Below are 14,799 nucleotides of genomic sequence, written 5' to 3'. Positions count from 1 at the left end.
TGAGGTAGACCATGACTGTAACCACTTTTTCCGAACTCGAACTAGATGAAAGCCTGCTGAAAGCATTGCAGGAGAAGGGCTATACACGCCCTACGGCTATCCAGGCCGCTGCGATCCCGCCTGCACTGGAGGGTCGTGACGTTCTGGGTTCGGCACCAACCGGTACAGGCAAAACGGCGGCCTATCTGCTGCCCGTGCTTCAGCATTTGCTCGACTTCCCCCGTAAAAAATCCGGACCGCCGCGCGTTCTGATCTTAACGCCGACGCGCGAACTGGCGATGCAGGTTGCCGATCAGGCCCGTGAGCTTGCTAAATACACCCATCTGGATATCGCGACGATAACCGGTGGCGTTGCGTATATGAACCACGCGGAAGTGTTCAGCGAAAACCAGGACGTCGTGGTCGCCACCACCGGCCGTCTGTTGCAGTACATCAAAGAAGAGAACTTTGACTGCCGCGCGGTAGAATCGCTGATCCTCGATGAAGCGGACCGCATGCTGGACATGGGCTTTGCCCAGGATATCGAAACCATCGCGGCTGAAACCCGCTGGCGCAAACAGACATTACTGTTCTCCGCCACGCTGGAAGGCGATGCAATTAAAGACTTCTCTGAACGTCTGCTGAACGAGCCGGAAGAAATTGAAGCCGATCCGGCCCGCCGCGAACGTAAAAAAATTCTGCAGTGGTACTATCGCGCAGATGACGTTAAGCATAAAACCGCGCTGTTGATCCACATGCTGAAACAGCCTGAAGTCACCCGCTCCGTGGTGTTTGTGCGTAAACGTGAGCGTGTGCACGAGCTGTGTGGCTGGCTGCGTGAAGCGGGCATTAACACCAGCTATCTGGAAGGCGAACTGGAGCAGTTCAAGCGTAACGAAGCGATTAAACGTGTGGTGGATGGCCGTGTAAACGTGCTGGTTGCAACCGATGTTGCCGCGCGCGGTATCGACATTGAAGATGTCAGCCACGTGTTCAACTTCGATATGCCACGCACCTCCGACACCTACCTGCACCGTATTGGTCGTACTGGCCGCGCGGGTAAGAAAGGCATCGCGATTTCGCTGGTTGAAGCACACGACAACGTGTTGTTGGGTAAAGTGACTCGCTACATCAAAGAGCCGCTGAAATCCCGCACCATTGACGAGCTGCGTCCAACTACTCGTCCGCCGAGTGAGAAGCTGAACGGCAAGCCGTCGAAGAAAGTGCTGGCCAAGCGCAAAGAGCTTAAACAGACCGAAGCGAAAGAAGCGCAGCCGCGAGCGAAAGAGCGCCATCGCGATACCAAGAACATTGGTAAGCGTCGTAAGCCTACAGCAGTGGCTAAACCGGACAGTGCTGAATAATTGCACCGCACAACAAAAAACCGCCCTTAGCAGGCGGTTTTTTTATGTCGGTGATGCAGTAAAATAACGGTTCCAACAACTTTTCAACCATAAAATGGGCATTGTTGCCTCAGTCCGATTTACCCCTGAAACAACAATGACTCATTTTCTCTAACTTTCATCACATTACAATGAAAATAGCGCTGATGCACTTTTCAACACCCATCTTATTTTCATAGCGATATCAGTTAGAATCTCTTCGATTATTACAGACTTTCTGTGAAGGTACGGGCGATCACATCGCGCTGCTGTTCTGGCGTCAATGAATTGAAACGCACCGCATAACCCGAAACGCGGATTGTCAGCTGAGGATACTTTTCAGGATGATCGACAGCATCCTGCAGCGTCTCGCGGCGCAGCACGTTCACGTTAAGATGCTGACCGCCTTCCACACGCACTTCCGGCTTCACTTCCAGCGGAATTTCACGGTATTCGATTTGGCCTAACTCACTGACCGGCACAACCTGATCCTGGTTGTAACCTTCTTTGGCACACACGCAGCGTGCTTCGGCTTTCTCATCGTCCAGCAGCCAGAATGAGTTCAGCAGACCGGCGTTGGATGCTTTAGTAATTTGAATTCCGGTAATCATGATTGTGCCTCCAGGCAGTTCAGGGCTGATAACTATCAGCAAGGATAATGGAGCAGGATTGACTCATATCCGATCTGTATATCAGCCCGAAGGTGGTGCCTCTTTGACCAAAATCAATATTCTGCCGCGGATGAAAATGCATCCCTGAACAACTTAATGATTTAGCTCAATTTTCGTCAAACTCCCGCTTCATATTTTTTTGTAAAATATCAACAATATTTTAAGTTTTACCGATCGCGGTTCCACGTTAAGCTACACGGCTTAAATGTTAAGGAGGCGATAATGGCCAACACACTGACCTGGCACGACGTGCTGGCAGAGGAAAAAGAGAAGCCCTATTTCATTGAAACGCTGGCCAAAGTGGCTCATGAACGTGCGTCGGGCAAAATCGTCTATCCGCCTCAGAAAGATGTGTTCAACGCGCTAAGAATGACGGAATTAGGGGATATCAAAGTGGTGATCCTCGGTCAGGACCCTTATCACGGCCCCAATCAGGCACATGGTCTGGCCTTCTCAGTGCTGCCTGGCGTGGCTGTGCCGCCATCACTGGTGAATATGTACAAAGAGCTGGTTACAGACATTCCCGGTTTCATCCGTCCGCAGCACGGCTTCCTCGAGAGCTGGGCACGTCAGGGCGTGATGTTGCTCAACACCGTTTTAACTGTTGAAGGCGGCAATGCCCATTCACACGCGAAATTTGGCTGGGAAACCTTTACCGACAGAGTGATCGCTGCGATTAACGAACATCGCGAAGGGGTGGTATTCCTGCTGTGGGGCGCACATGCGCAAAAGAAAGGCAGCATTATCGATCGTCAGCGGCACCATGTGTTGCTGGCACCTCACCCTTCCCCACTCTCAGCCCATCGTGGCTTTTTTGGTAGCGGTCATTTTTCAAGCACCAACGAATGGCTGGAGCAGCACGGCGAAAAACCGATCGACTGGCAGCCGGTTTTGCCGGAATAACAGCATAAAAAAAAGCACCCGAGGGTGCTTTTTTACTGGGTCAGCGCGATTACGCTTTGGCTTTCGCTACGGCAACCATCGCCGGACGAAGCAGACGGCCATTCAGCGTGTAACCACGTTGCATCACCATCAGAACGTGGTTTGGCGCCACATCCTCAGATTCCATCATCGACATCGCCTGGTGCAATTCAGGGTTGAACGGCACGTTAATGTCACCAATCACTTCCACACCGAATTTACGGACTGCGCCCAACAAAGATTTCAGCGTCAGCTCAATCCCTTCGACCATTGAGTTCAGTTCAGGATTGCTTTTGTCAGCCACTTCCAGCGCGCGCTCCAGGCTATCGATCACTGGCAGCAGTTCGTTGGCAAATTTTTCCAGCGCAAATTTGTGCGCTTTTTCGACGTCCAGTTCGGTACGGCGACGGATGTTCTCAATCTCAGCCTGGGCACGGATTTGAGCTTCACGTACGCCACCCTGAGACTGTGCCAGCTGGACTTCCAGCTCGGCAATACGCTCATCACGCGGATCGACCGCTTCGGCTGTGTCTGCGCCCTGATTCTGCGCCTGCTCCATCTCGATATCGTCTGAGACTTGCTCGTTTGGGGTGTTCTGTTCTTTACTACTCATGAATTTCTCCGCGTTTATGCACATTCATCTCGCTGGTTCGCTTATTATGGGGATCAGAATTGCGGTTTCAAGGGAACCCGTCACATTGTCTGAGGTAGTTTACCTCATGAGGAACGCCAGCATCATGAACAAACATTTCAACTGTATCGGTATTGTGGGCCATCCGCGCCATCCTACCGCGTTGACGACACACGAGATGCTCTATCGCTGGCTGACAACCAAAGGCTACGAGGTGATTATCGAGCAGCAGATCGCCCGTGAGCTGAATCTGACGGACGTTGAAACCGGCACGTTGGCGGAAATTGGTCAGCGAGCCGACCTTGCCGTAGTGGTCGGCGGTGATGGCAATATGCTGGGCGCGGCGCGCGTACTGGCGCGTTACGATATCAAAGTGATTGGGATCAACCGTGGCAATCTTGGCTTTCTTACCGACCTCGATCCGGATAATGCCCAGCAGCAGTTAGCCGACGTGCTGGAAGGTAAGTACATTACAGAAAGCCGCTTCCTGCTTGAAGCGCAGGTGTGCCGCCAGGGACGTGAACCGCGCATCGGCACGGCCATTAATGAAGTGGTGCTGCATCCGGGCAAAGTCGCCCATATGATTGAGTTCGAAGTCTACATTGACGAGTCGTTCGCCTTCTCTCAGCGCTCAGATGGCTTGATCATCTCCACGCCGACCGGTTCAACGGCGTATTCACTTTCCGCAGGCGGCCCCATTCTAACGCCGTCTCTGGATGCCATCGCGATTGTGCCGATGTTCCCGCATACGCTCTCCGCAAGGCCACTGGTGATTAACAGCAGCAGCACCATTCGCCTGCGCTTTTCCCATATGCGCGGCGACCTGGAAGTCAGCTGTGACAGCCAGATTGCCCTGCCAATTCAGGAAGGTGAAGACGTGTTGATCCGCCGGAATAACGATCACCTCAATCTCATCCATCCCCAAAACTATAATTATTTCAATACGCTGAGCTCTAAGCTCGCCTGGTCGAAAAAATTGTTTTAAAAACCAACGCCAGCTACTTTACTGGTTATAAAACCAGTATATACTGTATGAAAAACCATATCTGTGTTTACGTACAGGAATACCCACTATGCTGGCACAACTGACCATCAGTAATTTTGCGATTGTTCGTGAACTTGAAATCGATTTTCAGCGTGGCATGACCGCCATCACCGGCGAGACCGGCGCAGGGAAGTCCATTGCTATTGATGCGCTCGGCTTGTGCCTGGGCGGTCGGGCGGAAGCGGATATGGTTCGCCTTGGCGCTTCCCGCGCCGATATTTGTGCGCGCTTCTCTCTGAAAGATACCCCTTCTGCTTTGACGTGGCTGATTGAAAACCAGCTTGATGAAGGTAACGAGTGCCTGTTGCGCCGGGTGATCAACAGTGACGGCCGTTCACGCGGCTTTATCAACGGCACTGCGGTTCCCCTTTCTCAGCTACGCGACCTCGGTCAGTTGCTGATCCAGATCCACGGTCAACATGCTCACCAGCTTCTGCTGAAACCGGAACATCAGAAAACGCTGCTTGATGGTTACGCCGGAGAAACAGGCCTGATGCAGGAAATGGCGACCAGCTATCGTGCATGGCACCAGAGCTGCCGCGTGCTGGCACAGCATCAGCAACTCTCTCAGGAGCGCGAGGCTCGCCGTGAGCTTCTGCAATATCAGCTGAAAGAGCTGAACGAGTTCGCGCCCGTGACCGGTGAATATGAAGCGATTGATGAAGAGTACAAGCGTCTGGCCAACAGCGGGCAGCTGCTCTCCACCAGTCAACAAGCTCTGATGCTGCTGGCTGATGGCGAAGACGCCACGTTGCAGAATCAGCTGTATACCGCTCAGCAATTGCTTAGCGAGCTGCTGACGATGGATGACAAGCTCAGCGGGGTCTATAAGCTGCTGGATGAAGCATCCATTCAAATCAGTGAAGCCAGCGATGAACTCCGTCACTACTGCGAACGTCTGGATCTCGATCCAAACCGTCTGCATGAGCTTGAACAGCGGATATCTAAACAGATCGCTCTGGCGCGCAAACACCACATCTCCCCTGAAGAACTGCCGGTCTTCCACCAGCAGCTGCTGGAAGAACAAGGTCTGCTCGATCAGCAGGAGAGCGATCAGGAAGATCTGACGCTGACCGTTTCCCGCCATCATCGTGCGGCAATGACCTGTGCTGAGCAGTTGCATCAGCGCCGTGTGCATTTCGCAGAAGAATTGAGCCGCCTGATTGGTGAGAGCATGCATGCGCTCTCCATGCCGCACGGTAAGCTGGGGATTGAGGTGCTGTTTAACGCTGACCATTTGACCGCTGAGGGTGCAGACCGTATCGATTTCCGCGTGACCACTAACCCTGGTCAGCCGCTTCAACCATTATCGAAAGTGGCCTCTGGCGGTGAGCTGTCGCGTATTGCCCTCGCCATTCAGGTGATTACAGCCCGTAAGATGGATACGCCAGCGTTGATTTTCGATGAGGTGGATGTGGGTATCAGCGGTCCTACCGCAGCCGTGGTCGGTAAGATGCTGCGTCAGTTAGGGGAATCCACGCAGGTTATGTGTGTGACCCACCTTCCGCAGGTAGCGGGCTGTGGAAATCATCATTTCTACGTCAGTAAAGAGACCGATGGCGAAATGACTGAAACCCATATGATCCCGTTGGATAAACGTGCCCGTCTGCAGGAACTGGCCCGTCTGCTGGGCGGTAGCGAGGTCACTCGCAACACGCTGGCGAACGCAAAGGAGCTTTTAGCAGCCTGATTGCCGCACTTTTTTGGCCTGTTGTGGTCATATCCTTGCTCCGTAGAGGTTTCAAACTGCGGAAAGGTTTATTATCATCGTCTTCTTACGCTGTAATCGTAGCGAACGTTCGATGCAGCCAGATTGTTGGCCCGAAAAGGAATAGAGATACTTATGCGCTGTAAAACGCTGACTGCTGCGGCGGTGGTTCTTCTGATGATGACTGCTGGATGTTCCACTCTGGAGCGAGTGGTTTACCGCCCGGACATCAACCAGGGCAATTACCTGGTTGCGAATGACGTTTCCAAAATTCATACCGGCATGACGCAACAGCAGGTGGCTTACACCCTGGGCACGCCGATGATGCGCGACCCGTTTGGTAGCAACGTCTGGTATTACGTGTTCCGCCAGGAGCCAGGCCATGAGCCTGTGACTCAGCAGACGCTGACGCTGACCTTTGATGGTAGCGGTACCCTGACCAACATTGATAACAAGCCAACCCTGAGCGGCAAGAAAAGCGGTTAACAGCAGGCTTGTTGATGAAATCGTAAGGCGCTAAGGCGCCTTATTTTTTTGCCGCGCGTTCGGCGCGCTGACGGCGGAGTTCTTTCGGGTCGGCCAGTAACGGGCGATAGATTTCAATGCGATCGCCACTGTGTACCTCATCCCCCAGTTTTACCGGACGACTAAAAACACCCACTTTGTTACTGGCGAGATTGATATCACTTCTGAGTTCAAGAATGCCGGAAGCTTTGATAGCGTCTTCGACAGTCGCGCCCTCTTCCACGTTGACCGTGTACAGATACTGTTTTTCTGGCAACGCATAGACCACTTCAACCGCGATATCAGGCACTGTAGACCTCTTTCGCGCGTTTAGTAAACGCCTGCACCATGCTGCTTGCCAGCTCTTTGAAGATGCGTCCAAAGGCCAGTTCAACCAGCATATTGGTGAACTCAAAGTCCAGACTCAGCTCAACCTTACAGGCATCATCACTGAGCGCAGTGAACTTCCAGCCACCGTTCAATTTGCGGAACGGGCCATCAACCAGCTGCATAGCAATGCTCTGGTTATCCGTCAGTGTATTTCGCGTGACAAACGTTTTACTGATCCCAGCCTTAGAGACATCCACTGACGCGGTCATCTGCTGTTCGCTGGCATCGAGAATACGGCTACCGGTACACCCTGGAAGAAATTCCGGATAGGCATCCACATCGTTTACCAACCGGAACATCTGCTCTGCGCTGTAGGGCACCAACGCGGAACGACTAATCTGAGACATAACGTTTCCTGTTAATCTTCAACTTTTCAATAATACCATCGCCGGCAGGCAAACAAAAATTCTCAGCCGCCAGCGTTCTGCTAAAATAGCGCTTTTCCCCGTCTCGTTTGTTACAGGGGATGCCTTCAATCACTGCTTCATGTAAACTAAGTGGCACTATGACTAAGAAAAAAGCACATAAACCCGGTTCCGCTACCATTGCCATGAACAAACGGGCCCGCCATGAATACTTCATTGAAGATGAATTCGAAGCGGGACTGTCGCTCCAGGGATGGGAAGTCAAATCACTCCGCGCAGGAAAGGCTAACATCAGCGAAAGCTACATCATGCTGCGTGATGGCGAAGCCTTTCTGTTCGGCGCAACCTTCCAGGCGTTGATTGGCGCATCCTCGCATGTGGTCTGCGACCCTACCCGCACCCGCAAGCTTCTGCTTAAGGAGCGCGAGCTGGCAATCCTGTTCGATAAAGCCAACCGTGATGGTTACACCATCGTCGCTTTATCGCTGTACTGGAAAAATGCCTGGGCCAAGCTGAAGATTGGCGTAGCCAAAGGTAAGAAAGAGCACGACAAACGCGGTGACATCAAAGATCGCGAATGGAAGACCGACAAAGCACGTATTATGAAACACGCAAATCGCTAAGCCTATGGCGTAGCGACAGGTTTTTCTGTTATACTGCTTCACAGTAGTACTTGGGGCTGATTCTGGATTCGACAGGATTTGCGAAGCCCTAGGAGCATGCCGAGGGGCGGTTTGCCTCGTTAAAAGCCGCAAAAAAATAGTTGCAAACGACGAAAACTACGCACTAGCAGCTTAATAACCTGCTCAGAGCCCTCTCTCCCTAGCCTCCGTTCTTAGGACGGGGATCAAGAGAGGTCAAAAACAAAAGAACTCGTGTGGATGTCCTGCCTGGGGCTGAAACACTAAATCTAATCAGGCTAGTTGGTTAGTGGCGTGTCCGTTCGCAGCTAACCGGCGAATGTAAAGACTGGACTAAGCATGTAGTGCCGACGGTGTAGTAATTCTGGACGCGGGTTCAACTCCCGCCAGCTCCACCAAATTCTTGGTCGATGGTTACCAGACCCACTCGATGAAGTCCTGAGAACCCACACGGTGAAAACCTTGTGGGTTTTTTTGTGCCTGATATCTTTCGTAACCTGGCTGAAATAAGGTATAAAGCCGCATGAAAATCCCAAACCGAATCCAACCTCTGGTTGATGATGGCCTGATAGACGATGTGCTCCAACGCCTTAAAAGCGGAAAGGAAGCCGACGTTTACACTGTGTTATGCGGTGACAAGATCAATTGTGCCAAAGTGTACAAGGAAGCGACACAGCGCAGCTTTAAGCAGGCCGTGCAGTATCAGGAAGGCCGCAAGGTCCGTAACTCACGTAGCTCCCGTGCGATGCAGAAAGGCTCTAAATTCGGCCGCAAGCAGCAGGAAGAGTCCTGGCAAACCGCAGAGGTGGATGCGCTGTTCCGGTTGGCAGAAGCGGGCGTACGAGTCCCTCAGCCCTATCTTTGTATCGACGGCGTGCTCCTGATGGAACTGGTGACGGATGCAGACGGCATGGTGGCTCCACGTCTTAGCGATGTGACTATGTCCGAAGAAAGCGCGGTGACTGATTTCCATACCATGATCCGTAATATCGTACGCATGTTGTGTGCCGGTATCGTGCATGGTGACCTGTCGGAATTTAACGTACTGCTCGATGCGCAAGGCCCGGTCATTATCGACTTGCCTCAGGCTGTCGATGCTGCAGCGAATAACCATGCTGAAGCCATGTTCGAGCGTGACGTGAATAACATCACGGCGTACTACGGTCAGTTTGCTCCGCAGTTGCTTAAAACCCGTTATGCGAAAGAAATCTGGCTGCTGTATGAAGACGGCAAGTTAACCCCAGAAACGCCGCTGACAGGACTGTTCGTTGAAGAGATTCATGAAGTCGATATGGACTCGCTGATGGATGAAATCATTACGGCGGAAGATGACTATTACGAACGTCAGCGGGCAAATAAAGAACGCGACGAAGAGTAGATGATTCTGCCCCGGTAAAATTCTGCGGCTATTTTGCAGGTGTTATTAAGGAGATCACTCCCCGCGATCTTCTTAATGAAACCAAAAAGGGCTCATCTCGCCAGGGATGACGCGACGCTAAAAACGCCACTATCCATAAGCTTACCTTATTATAAGCCGCTGCCATTCCCCTTCTCTTCCCACGGCAGAATCGCTAATTCTACTTCCGCTTTTTGCCTGTTCTACCTTAAACAGCGATGCAAACGATTACCTGGCTCAAAAAACCCCCTTCCTGTCCTCAATCCCCTTTCAGACCATCCGGTCAAACATATTTGTGACACCCATCACACTTTACCTAAAGTGAAATGAAACAAGGTTTGACAAGTGTGAGCGATATCTATTTCCTTAAGCGCGGATGACGGCACACTGCCGCAGCATTCATCGCGGGTGTTTTTTGCTGTGAAAACAGTCACCCTTTCCTCTTCTGTTGACGACTTAATAAGACCTTCGCAGTGGCTTCATAAAAGGGTCATTAAGCCTGTGGTAATATAATGAAATATAAAATTCTGATGGCTGGCGCACTCGCAGCGCTCTCTTATAGTGCCTCTTCAACTGCTGCTACCGATTCGCCGGAGTATGTTTCCGACTGGTGGCATCAGAGCGTCAACGTGGTGGGAAGCTACCACACCCGTTTCGGACCTCAGTTCAATAATGACGTATATCTGGAATACGAAGCGTTCGCCAAAAAAGACTGGTTCGATTTCTACGGCTATATCGATGCGACTAACTTCTTCGGCGTGGGTAACTCCAATGCTAACGGTATCTTTGACCACGGCTCCCCGCTGTTTATGGAAATCGAACCTCGTTTCTCTATCGACAAGCTGACCAACACGGACCTGAGCTTCGGCCCGTTCAAAGAGTGGTACTTCGCGAACAACTATATCTACGATATGGGCCGTAACAGCGATAACCGCCAGAACACCTGGTTCATGGGTCTGGGTACCGATATCGATACCCACTCAGATGTTGGCCTTTCACTGAACGTGTATGCCAAATACCAGTGGGAAAACTACGGTGCAGCGAACGAAAACAGCTGGGATGGCTATCGCTTTAAGGTGAAATACTTCGTGCCGATTACCAGCCTGTGGGGCGGAAATCTGAGCTACATCGGCTTCACCAACTTTGACTGGGGCTCCGATCTGCGTGATGAGACCGGCCCGTCCCGTACCAGCAACTCTATCGCTTCCAGCCATATCCTCTCGCTGGGTTACGATCACTGGCATTACTCGTTCGTGGCGCGTTACTTCCACAACGGCGGACAGTGGGCTGATGGCCAGGAGCTGAACTTCGGTAACGGTCAGTTTGAAGTGAAATCCACCGGTTGGGGTTACTACCTGGTCGCTGGCTACAACTTCTGATGCCTTAAACACATTCTAAACGCCAGCACCGGAAACCGTGCTGGCGTCATTGTTTCTACGCTTACGCCGTGCCATTTCCTCCCGTCAGACGTATAATTCCTCAGCAATATTGCATCTGATAAAAGGAACTTATATGTCTCCCATGCCTGCCGAAGATGGCTTAAAACTGCGTCCTCTCGAACGTGAAGATCTGCGTTTTGTTCACCAGCTTGATAACAACGCCAGCGTTATGCGTTACTGGTTTGAAGAGCCGTACGAAGCGTTTGTGGAACTGTCCGATCTCTACGATAAGCATATTCACGATCAGAGCGAACGTCGGTTTGTGGTGGAATTTGAAGGGGATAAAGCGGGACTGGTTGAACTGGTTGAGATTAACCATATTCATCGACGTGCTGAATTTCAGATTATCATTGCCCCAAGCCATCAAGGCAAAGGCCTTGCCAGTAAAGCCGTCAAGCTGGCGATGGATTACGGATTTTCCGTGCTGAACCTGTATAAACTGTACCTGATCGTCGATAAAGAAAATAAGAAAGCCATTCACATCTACACCAAATTAGGCTTCGATATTGAAGGCGAACTTATCCACGAATTCTTTATTAATGGCGAATACCGTAACACCATTCGCATGTGCATTTTCCAGCAGCAGTATCTGGCAAAACATAAACCCGCTCACGTGATGCTGAACCCAACGGCACAATAGCGTCGGGTCGGTTTTGAACCCGTCAGAACGCGCAACCAGGGGAAGAGCGATCTTCCCCTGGTTGTCCGCATCTAGCCGCGTGCGCCCACCGGATTCATAATGGTATTCACTTTTTCCGGATGGATGTTGTACATGCCGCCATTAAACGGATCGACAAACAGCCAGCCAGGAATGCCACCCAGCGGAATGTTGCCGAGGATGTACCAGAGGTTGGCTCTCTCTTCCAGTGGGATCGTCTGCGGCACATAACCCGCGCGCTCCAGTTGCAGCGTGTATTTCTTCTTGCCAAGGTACGAGCCGTCAGACTTCAGCAGTGAGACTGTTTTAGGGGTAATCCCTTCTGCAACGGCCCTTCCCGTTTCATCCTGCACCACAAATTTCACGCCCTGAGGCCAGGTCTGGATGGAAACGTCCTGGGTCTGATCGCCAACGATGGTGGCACATCCGCTCAATAACCACGCTGAAGCCAGCGCCAGCAAAAGCCTTCTCATATGCATTCCTGCCAATTTAAATATTCAGAATAGTCTAAGCGGAGTCTGACGGGTTTTCATTAATTACGCCCGACCATTGCGGGCGTAATAAGACAAATTTTTAGCGGCTTATCGTGAATGGCAGCGCTGGGCGATCGCGGCGATATCAGCTGGCGTTGTCCGGCAGCAACCACCGATCAATTTAGCCCCGGCAGACTGCCAGGCAGAAAGATTGTCGATCAACGTACAGGTTGAGGCATCGCTGTGCCAGGTTTTGCTGATCGCATCGTACTGCTCGCCGGAGTTGGGATAGACCACCAGCGGCTTTTTGGTCAGTGAGCTGAGGGTCTGCAGCGCAGCCGTCACTTTATCCAGCGCGATACAGTTCAGTCCCAGCGCAACGGCCTGCGGGCAACTCTCCAGCACACTGACGACCTGGCTTAATGGCGTACCGTCGCTCAGGTGTTCCCCGTCACGCAGCGTGAAAGAGAACCAGGCTGGAGTGCCGGGAAACTCCGCCAGCAAGGCCACCAGCGCCTGAATCTCTGCAAAGGATGGCATCGTCTCACAGGCGAGGATATCCGCCCCAGCTGCAACCAATGCCTGAATACGTGGGCGATGAAAAGCCATCATCTCTGCTTGCGGCAAGCTGTAGTCACCCCGATATTCGGATCCATCCGCCAGATAGGCGCCGTAGGGCCCGACAGAGCCGGCAATCAGCAAATTGCCGGCCTGCGGTTCGGCAGCCTGGTAATCCGCTCTGGCACGGCTGGCAAGCTCCACGCTGCGGGCAATCAGCGTCAGCGACTGTTCTTCACTCAGCCCACGTTTGGCGAAGCCCTGCGGGGTTGCCTGATAGCTGGCGGTAATGGCCACCTGCGCGCCCGCCTTGAAATAGTCGTAGTGCACCTGATAAATCAGTTCAGGGTTCTCAATCAGCACTTTGGCCGACCACAGCGCGTCGGTCAGATCGCAGCCGCGCGCTTCAAGTTCGGTGGCCATTGCGCCATCCAGCACCAGCCCCGCGGCCACCTGTTGTTCTACAGAAAGTTTATTCGGTAACACGCACACTCTCCTTTGCCAGCTCGCGATTTTTCAGTCGCTGAGTGAAATGATAGGCCGCGTAGCACAGCGCTACGAAAGGCAGGCCGCAGTATAACGCAATGCGTTGTTCCGGATCGAACGCCAGCCCAACGCAGGCCAGCAGGCAAAGCAGGAAGCCGAGGATCGGCGTCACCGGATACCAGGGCGCGCGGTATTTCAAGTCTGTCAGCGGTTTACCCGCCCGCACATGCTCACGGCGGAAGAAGAAATGGGAAGCGCAGATGCTGAGCCAGACGGCCACCACCGCAAAACCCGAAATAGCCGACAGCGCGACAAACACCGTATCCGGCGCAATCACGCTGGAAAACAGCGCCAGCAAGCCTCCCAGCATGCTGACTGAAATCGCCATCAGCGGGATACCGCGGGAGGTCAATTTGGCAAAGCAGCGCGGCAAGGTATTCTGATTCGACAGCGACCAGAGCATCCTGCCCGAAGCATATAATCCTGAGTTCGCCGCCGAGAGGATCGCCGTGAGGATCACAAAGTTAAAGATATCGGCCGCATACGGAATACCGATCTTTTCAAAGACCATCACAAACGGGCTTTTGACGATCCCCGCCTGATCCATCGGGATCAGCGCTGCCAGGATCAGTACCGTACCCACAAAGAAAATGATCAACCGTGCGACCGTGGTGCGGATCGCCATTGGCAGAACTTTGTGCGGATTCTCGGTTTCACCCGCCGCGATGCCAATCAGCTCGGTACCGGAGAATGCAAAGTTGACGGCCACCATGGTCATCAGGATCGGCAGGCCACCGTGCGGCAACCAGCCAGAGGCGGTGAGATTGTGGAAGAACGGCGCGCTGCTGCCATCCTTCAGCGGGATAAAACCGAAAATGGCTCCCCCGCCGAGGAGTATAAAGGCCAGGATGGTGACCACTTTGATCACCGAGAACCAAAACTCCCCTTCCGCGAAGAAGCGGGAAGAGACCACGTTCAGCATAAAAATCAGCGCGCAAAACAGCAGGCACCACAGCCACACCGGCGATTGCGGGAACCAGTACTGCATACAGAAACCCGCAGCGGTCAGGCTTGAGCCAAGGGCGACCGTCCACGTCAGCCAGTAAAGCCAGGCAACGGTGTAACCCGTCGCCGGGCTCAGGTAGCGGGCCGCATAAACATGGAAAGCCCCGGTCTCTGGCATCGCCACCGACAGCTCGCCAAGGCTCAGCATCACCAGATAGACCACCAGCGCCCCAATGATATAGGCGAGCAAGGTGCCAGCTGCACCCGTGGTGGAAATGATATAGCCAGTATTGAAGAACAGGCCGGTGCCAATCACGCCGCCTAACGAGAGCATCACCAGATGGCGGGCTTTCATGCTGCGCTTGAATTGTTGAGTTGTCTCGGGCTTGCTTTGCTGCATCGCTGATTTATCCGTTTAGACGTCTAAACTTCTACATGGGGTCAGCGTTATACCGATTCTGGCCGGTGAAAGCAACGTTACTGAGTGTGAGGGATGATCGTGCGGGGGCGAGATTTTCAGCGCGACCAACGCGTGCGCCGAAAACTC

At 52.7% G+C, this 14,799-nt stretch carries 16 protein-coding genes and 1 other RNA gene; 10 read left to right on the top strand and 7 right to left on the bottom strand.

Translation table 11 applies throughout. The features are described 5' to 3' along the window. Positions 1-11 precede the first annotated feature (11 nt). Positions 12-1,343, top strand: coding sequence for an ATP-dependent RNA helicase SrmB (srmB, locus tag ACXKZG_RS05605; protein WP_013203438.1), 1,332 nt, complete (start codon positions 12-14; stop codon positions 1,341-1,343). Positions 1,344-1,588: 245 nt separating this feature from the next. On the opposite strand, the gene grcA is transcribed toward srmB, so the two are convergent. Then, positions 1,589-1,972: an autonomous glycyl radical cofactor GrcA gene (gene grcA, locus ACXKZG_RS05600; RefSeq protein WP_134822583.1), complete on the bottom strand. Its 384-nt coding sequence runs from the start codon at positions 1,970-1,972 to the stop codon at positions 1,589-1,591. Between the two features lie 282 nt (positions 1,973-2,254). Between grcA and ung the strand changes: the two genes are divergently transcribed. Next, the gene (gene ung / locus ACXKZG_RS05595) at positions 2,255-2,935 is read left to right on the top strand and encodes a uracil-DNA glycosylase (protein ID WP_013203440.1); all 681 of its coding nucleotides are present in this window, start codon (positions 2,255-2,257) and stop codon (positions 2,933-2,935) included. A 49-nt stretch (positions 2,936-2,984) separates the two neighbouring features. Here ung and grpE read toward each other — a convergent pair whose 3' ends face one another. After that, positions 2,985-3,566 (bottom strand): nucleotide exchange factor GrpE, encoded by a 582-nt coding sequence (gene grpE / locus ACXKZG_RS05590; protein WP_013203441.1) that lies wholly within the window; start codon positions 3,564-3,566, stop codon positions 2,985-2,987. A 124-nt stretch (positions 3,567-3,690) separates the two neighbouring features. Between grpE and nadK the strand changes: the two genes are divergently transcribed. The 3 genes from nadK to bamE all read left to right on the top strand — a co-directional run bounded on the left by nadK (position 3,691) and on the right by bamE (position 6,823). Further along, on the top strand, positions 3,691-4,569 hold the full coding sequence (gene nadK, locus ACXKZG_RS05585) for an NAD(+) kinase (RefSeq protein WP_013203442.1): 879 nt from the start codon (positions 3,691-3,693) through the stop codon (positions 4,567-4,569). An 88-nt stretch (positions 4,570-4,657) separates the two neighbouring features. Further along, positions 4,658-6,319, top strand: coding sequence for a DNA repair protein RecN (recN, locus tag ACXKZG_RS05580; RefSeq protein ID WP_346566268.1), 1,662 nt, complete (start codon positions 4,658-4,660; stop codon positions 6,317-6,319). 153 nt (positions 6,320-6,472) lie between these two features. Continuing rightward, positions 6,473-6,823 (top strand): outer membrane protein assembly factor BamE, encoded by a 351-nt coding sequence (bamE, locus tag ACXKZG_RS05575; RefSeq protein ID WP_013203444.1) that lies wholly within the window; start codon positions 6,473-6,475, stop codon positions 6,821-6,823. Between the two features lie 40 nt (positions 6,824-6,863). Here the strand turns inward: bamE and ACXKZG_RS05570 are convergent, their stop codons facing one another. Together ACXKZG_RS05570 and ACXKZG_RS05565 are read right to left on the bottom strand one after the other, a co-directional pair. Further along, positions 6,864-7,151, bottom strand: coding sequence for an RnfH family protein (locus tag ACXKZG_RS05570; RefSeq protein ID WP_013203445.1), 288 nt, complete (start codon positions 7,149-7,151; stop codon positions 6,864-6,866). Further along, a complete protein-coding gene (locus ACXKZG_RS05565; RefSeq protein ID WP_013203446.1) occupies positions 7,144-7,578 on the bottom strand; it encodes a type II toxin-antitoxin system RatA family toxin in 435 nt (144 codons plus the stop codon). Before ACXKZG_RS05565 ends, ACXKZG_RS05570 begins: the two co-directional genes overlap by 8 nt. 158 nt (positions 7,579-7,736) lie before the next feature. On the opposite strand from ACXKZG_RS05565, the gene smpB reads away from it, so the two are divergent. From smpB to speG, 5 genes are all read left to right on the top strand, one after another. Next, positions 7,737-8,219, top strand: coding sequence for an SsrA-binding protein SmpB (smpB, locus tag ACXKZG_RS05560; RefSeq protein ID WP_013203447.1), 483 nt, complete (start codon positions 7,737-7,739; stop codon positions 8,217-8,219). 52 nt (positions 8,220-8,271) lie between these two features. Further along, positions 8,272-8,635: a transfer-messenger RNA gene (gene ssrA / locus ACXKZG_RS05555) on the top strand. Between the two features lie 125 nt (positions 8,636-8,760). Beyond that, a complete protein-coding gene (locus ACXKZG_RS05550) occupies positions 8,761-9,615 on the top strand; it encodes a PA4780 family RIO1-like protein kinase (protein WP_013203448.1) in 855 nt (284 codons plus the stop codon). Positions 9,616-10,145: 530 nt separating this feature from the next. Then, positions 10,146-11,012 (top strand): nucleoside-specific channel-forming protein Tsx, encoded by an 867-nt coding sequence (locus ACXKZG_RS05545; protein WP_013203449.1) that lies wholly within the window; start codon positions 10,146-10,148, stop codon positions 11,010-11,012. Between the two features lie 142 nt (positions 11,013-11,154). Continuing rightward, a complete protein-coding gene (speG, locus tag ACXKZG_RS05540; protein WP_041692388.1) occupies positions 11,155-11,712 on the top strand; it encodes a spermidine N1-acetyltransferase in 558 nt (185 codons plus the stop codon). Between the two features lie 71 nt (positions 11,713-11,783). On the opposite strand, the gene ACXKZG_RS05535 is transcribed toward speG, so the two are convergent. The 3 genes from ACXKZG_RS05535 to mmuP form a co-directional block, all read right to left on the bottom strand. After that, a complete protein-coding gene (locus ACXKZG_RS05535) occupies positions 11,784-12,203 on the bottom strand; it encodes a hypothetical protein (protein WP_041692100.1) in 420 nt (139 codons plus the stop codon). Between the two features lie 108 nt (positions 12,204-12,311). Next, positions 12,312-13,184: a homocysteine S-methyltransferase gene (mmuM, locus tag ACXKZG_RS05530; protein WP_245174183.1), complete on the bottom strand. Its 873-nt coding sequence runs from the start codon at positions 13,182-13,184 to the stop codon at positions 12,312-12,314. Between the two features lie 49 nt (positions 13,185-13,233). Then, positions 13,234-14,652, bottom strand: coding sequence for an S-methylmethionine permease (gene mmuP, locus ACXKZG_RS05525; protein ID WP_488875825.1), 1,419 nt, complete (start codon positions 14,650-14,652; stop codon positions 13,234-13,236). Positions 14,653-14,799 lie beyond the last annotated feature (147 nt).

This window comes from Erwinia sp. 2186, assembly GCF_057812255.1.
This window is presented reverse-complemented; position numbering and strand designations above follow the sequence as displayed.

Excerpts from the sequence above, each read along its gene's own strand:
- smpB (WP_013203447.1), top strand. The coding sequence starts at position 7,737 with ATGACTAAGAAAAAAGCACATAAACCCGGTTCCGCTACCATTGCCATG.
- ACXKZG_RS05550 (WP_013203448.1), top strand. The coding sequence starts at position 8,761 with ATGAAAATCCCAAACCGAATCCAACCTCTGGTTGATGATGGCCTGATA.
- grcA (WP_134822583.1), bottom strand. The coding sequence starts at position 1,972 with ATGATTACCGGAATTCAAATTACTAAAGCATCCAACGCCGGTCTGCTG.
- recN (WP_346566268.1), top strand. The coding sequence starts at position 4,658 with ATGCTGGCACAACTGACCATCAGTAATTTTGCGATTGTTCGTGAACTT.
- ACXKZG_RS05535 (WP_041692100.1), bottom strand. The coding sequence starts at position 12,203 with ATGAGAAGGCTTTTGCTGGCGCTGGCTTCAGCGTGGTTATTGAGCGGA.
- speG (WP_041692388.1), top strand. The coding sequence starts at position 11,155 with ATGCCTGCCGAAGATGGCTTAAAACTGCGTCCTCTCGAACGTGAAGAT.
- srmB (WP_013203438.1), top strand. The coding sequence starts at position 12 with ATGACTGTAACCACTTTTTCCGAACTCGAACTAGATGAAAGCCTGCTG.
- mmuP (WP_488875825.1), bottom strand. The coding sequence starts at position 14,652 with ATGCAGCAAAGCAAGCCCGAGACAACTCAACAATTCAAGCGCAGCATG.
- grpE (WP_013203441.1), bottom strand. The coding sequence starts at position 3,566 with ATGAGTAGTAAAGAACAGAACACCCCAAACGAGCAAGTCTCAGACGAT.
- mmuM (WP_245174183.1), bottom strand. The coding sequence starts at position 13,184 with ATGGCCACCGAACTTGAAGCGCGCGGCTGCGATCTGACCGACGCGCTG.
- nadK (WP_013203442.1), top strand. The coding sequence starts at position 3,691 with ATGAACAAACATTTCAACTGTATCGGTATTGTGGGCCATCCGCGCCAT.
- ACXKZG_RS05565 (WP_013203446.1), bottom strand. The coding sequence starts at position 7,578 with ATGTCTCAGATTAGTCGTTCCGCGTTGGTGCCCTACAGCGCAGAGCAG.
- ung (WP_013203440.1), top strand. The coding sequence starts at position 2,255 with ATGGCCAACACACTGACCTGGCACGACGTGCTGGCAGAGGAAAAAGAG.
- ACXKZG_RS05545 (WP_013203449.1), top strand. The coding sequence starts at position 10,146 with ATGAAATATAAAATTCTGATGGCTGGCGCACTCGCAGCGCTCTCTTAT.
- bamE (WP_013203444.1), top strand. The coding sequence starts at position 6,473 with ATGCGCTGTAAAACGCTGACTGCTGCGGCGGTGGTTCTTCTGATGATG.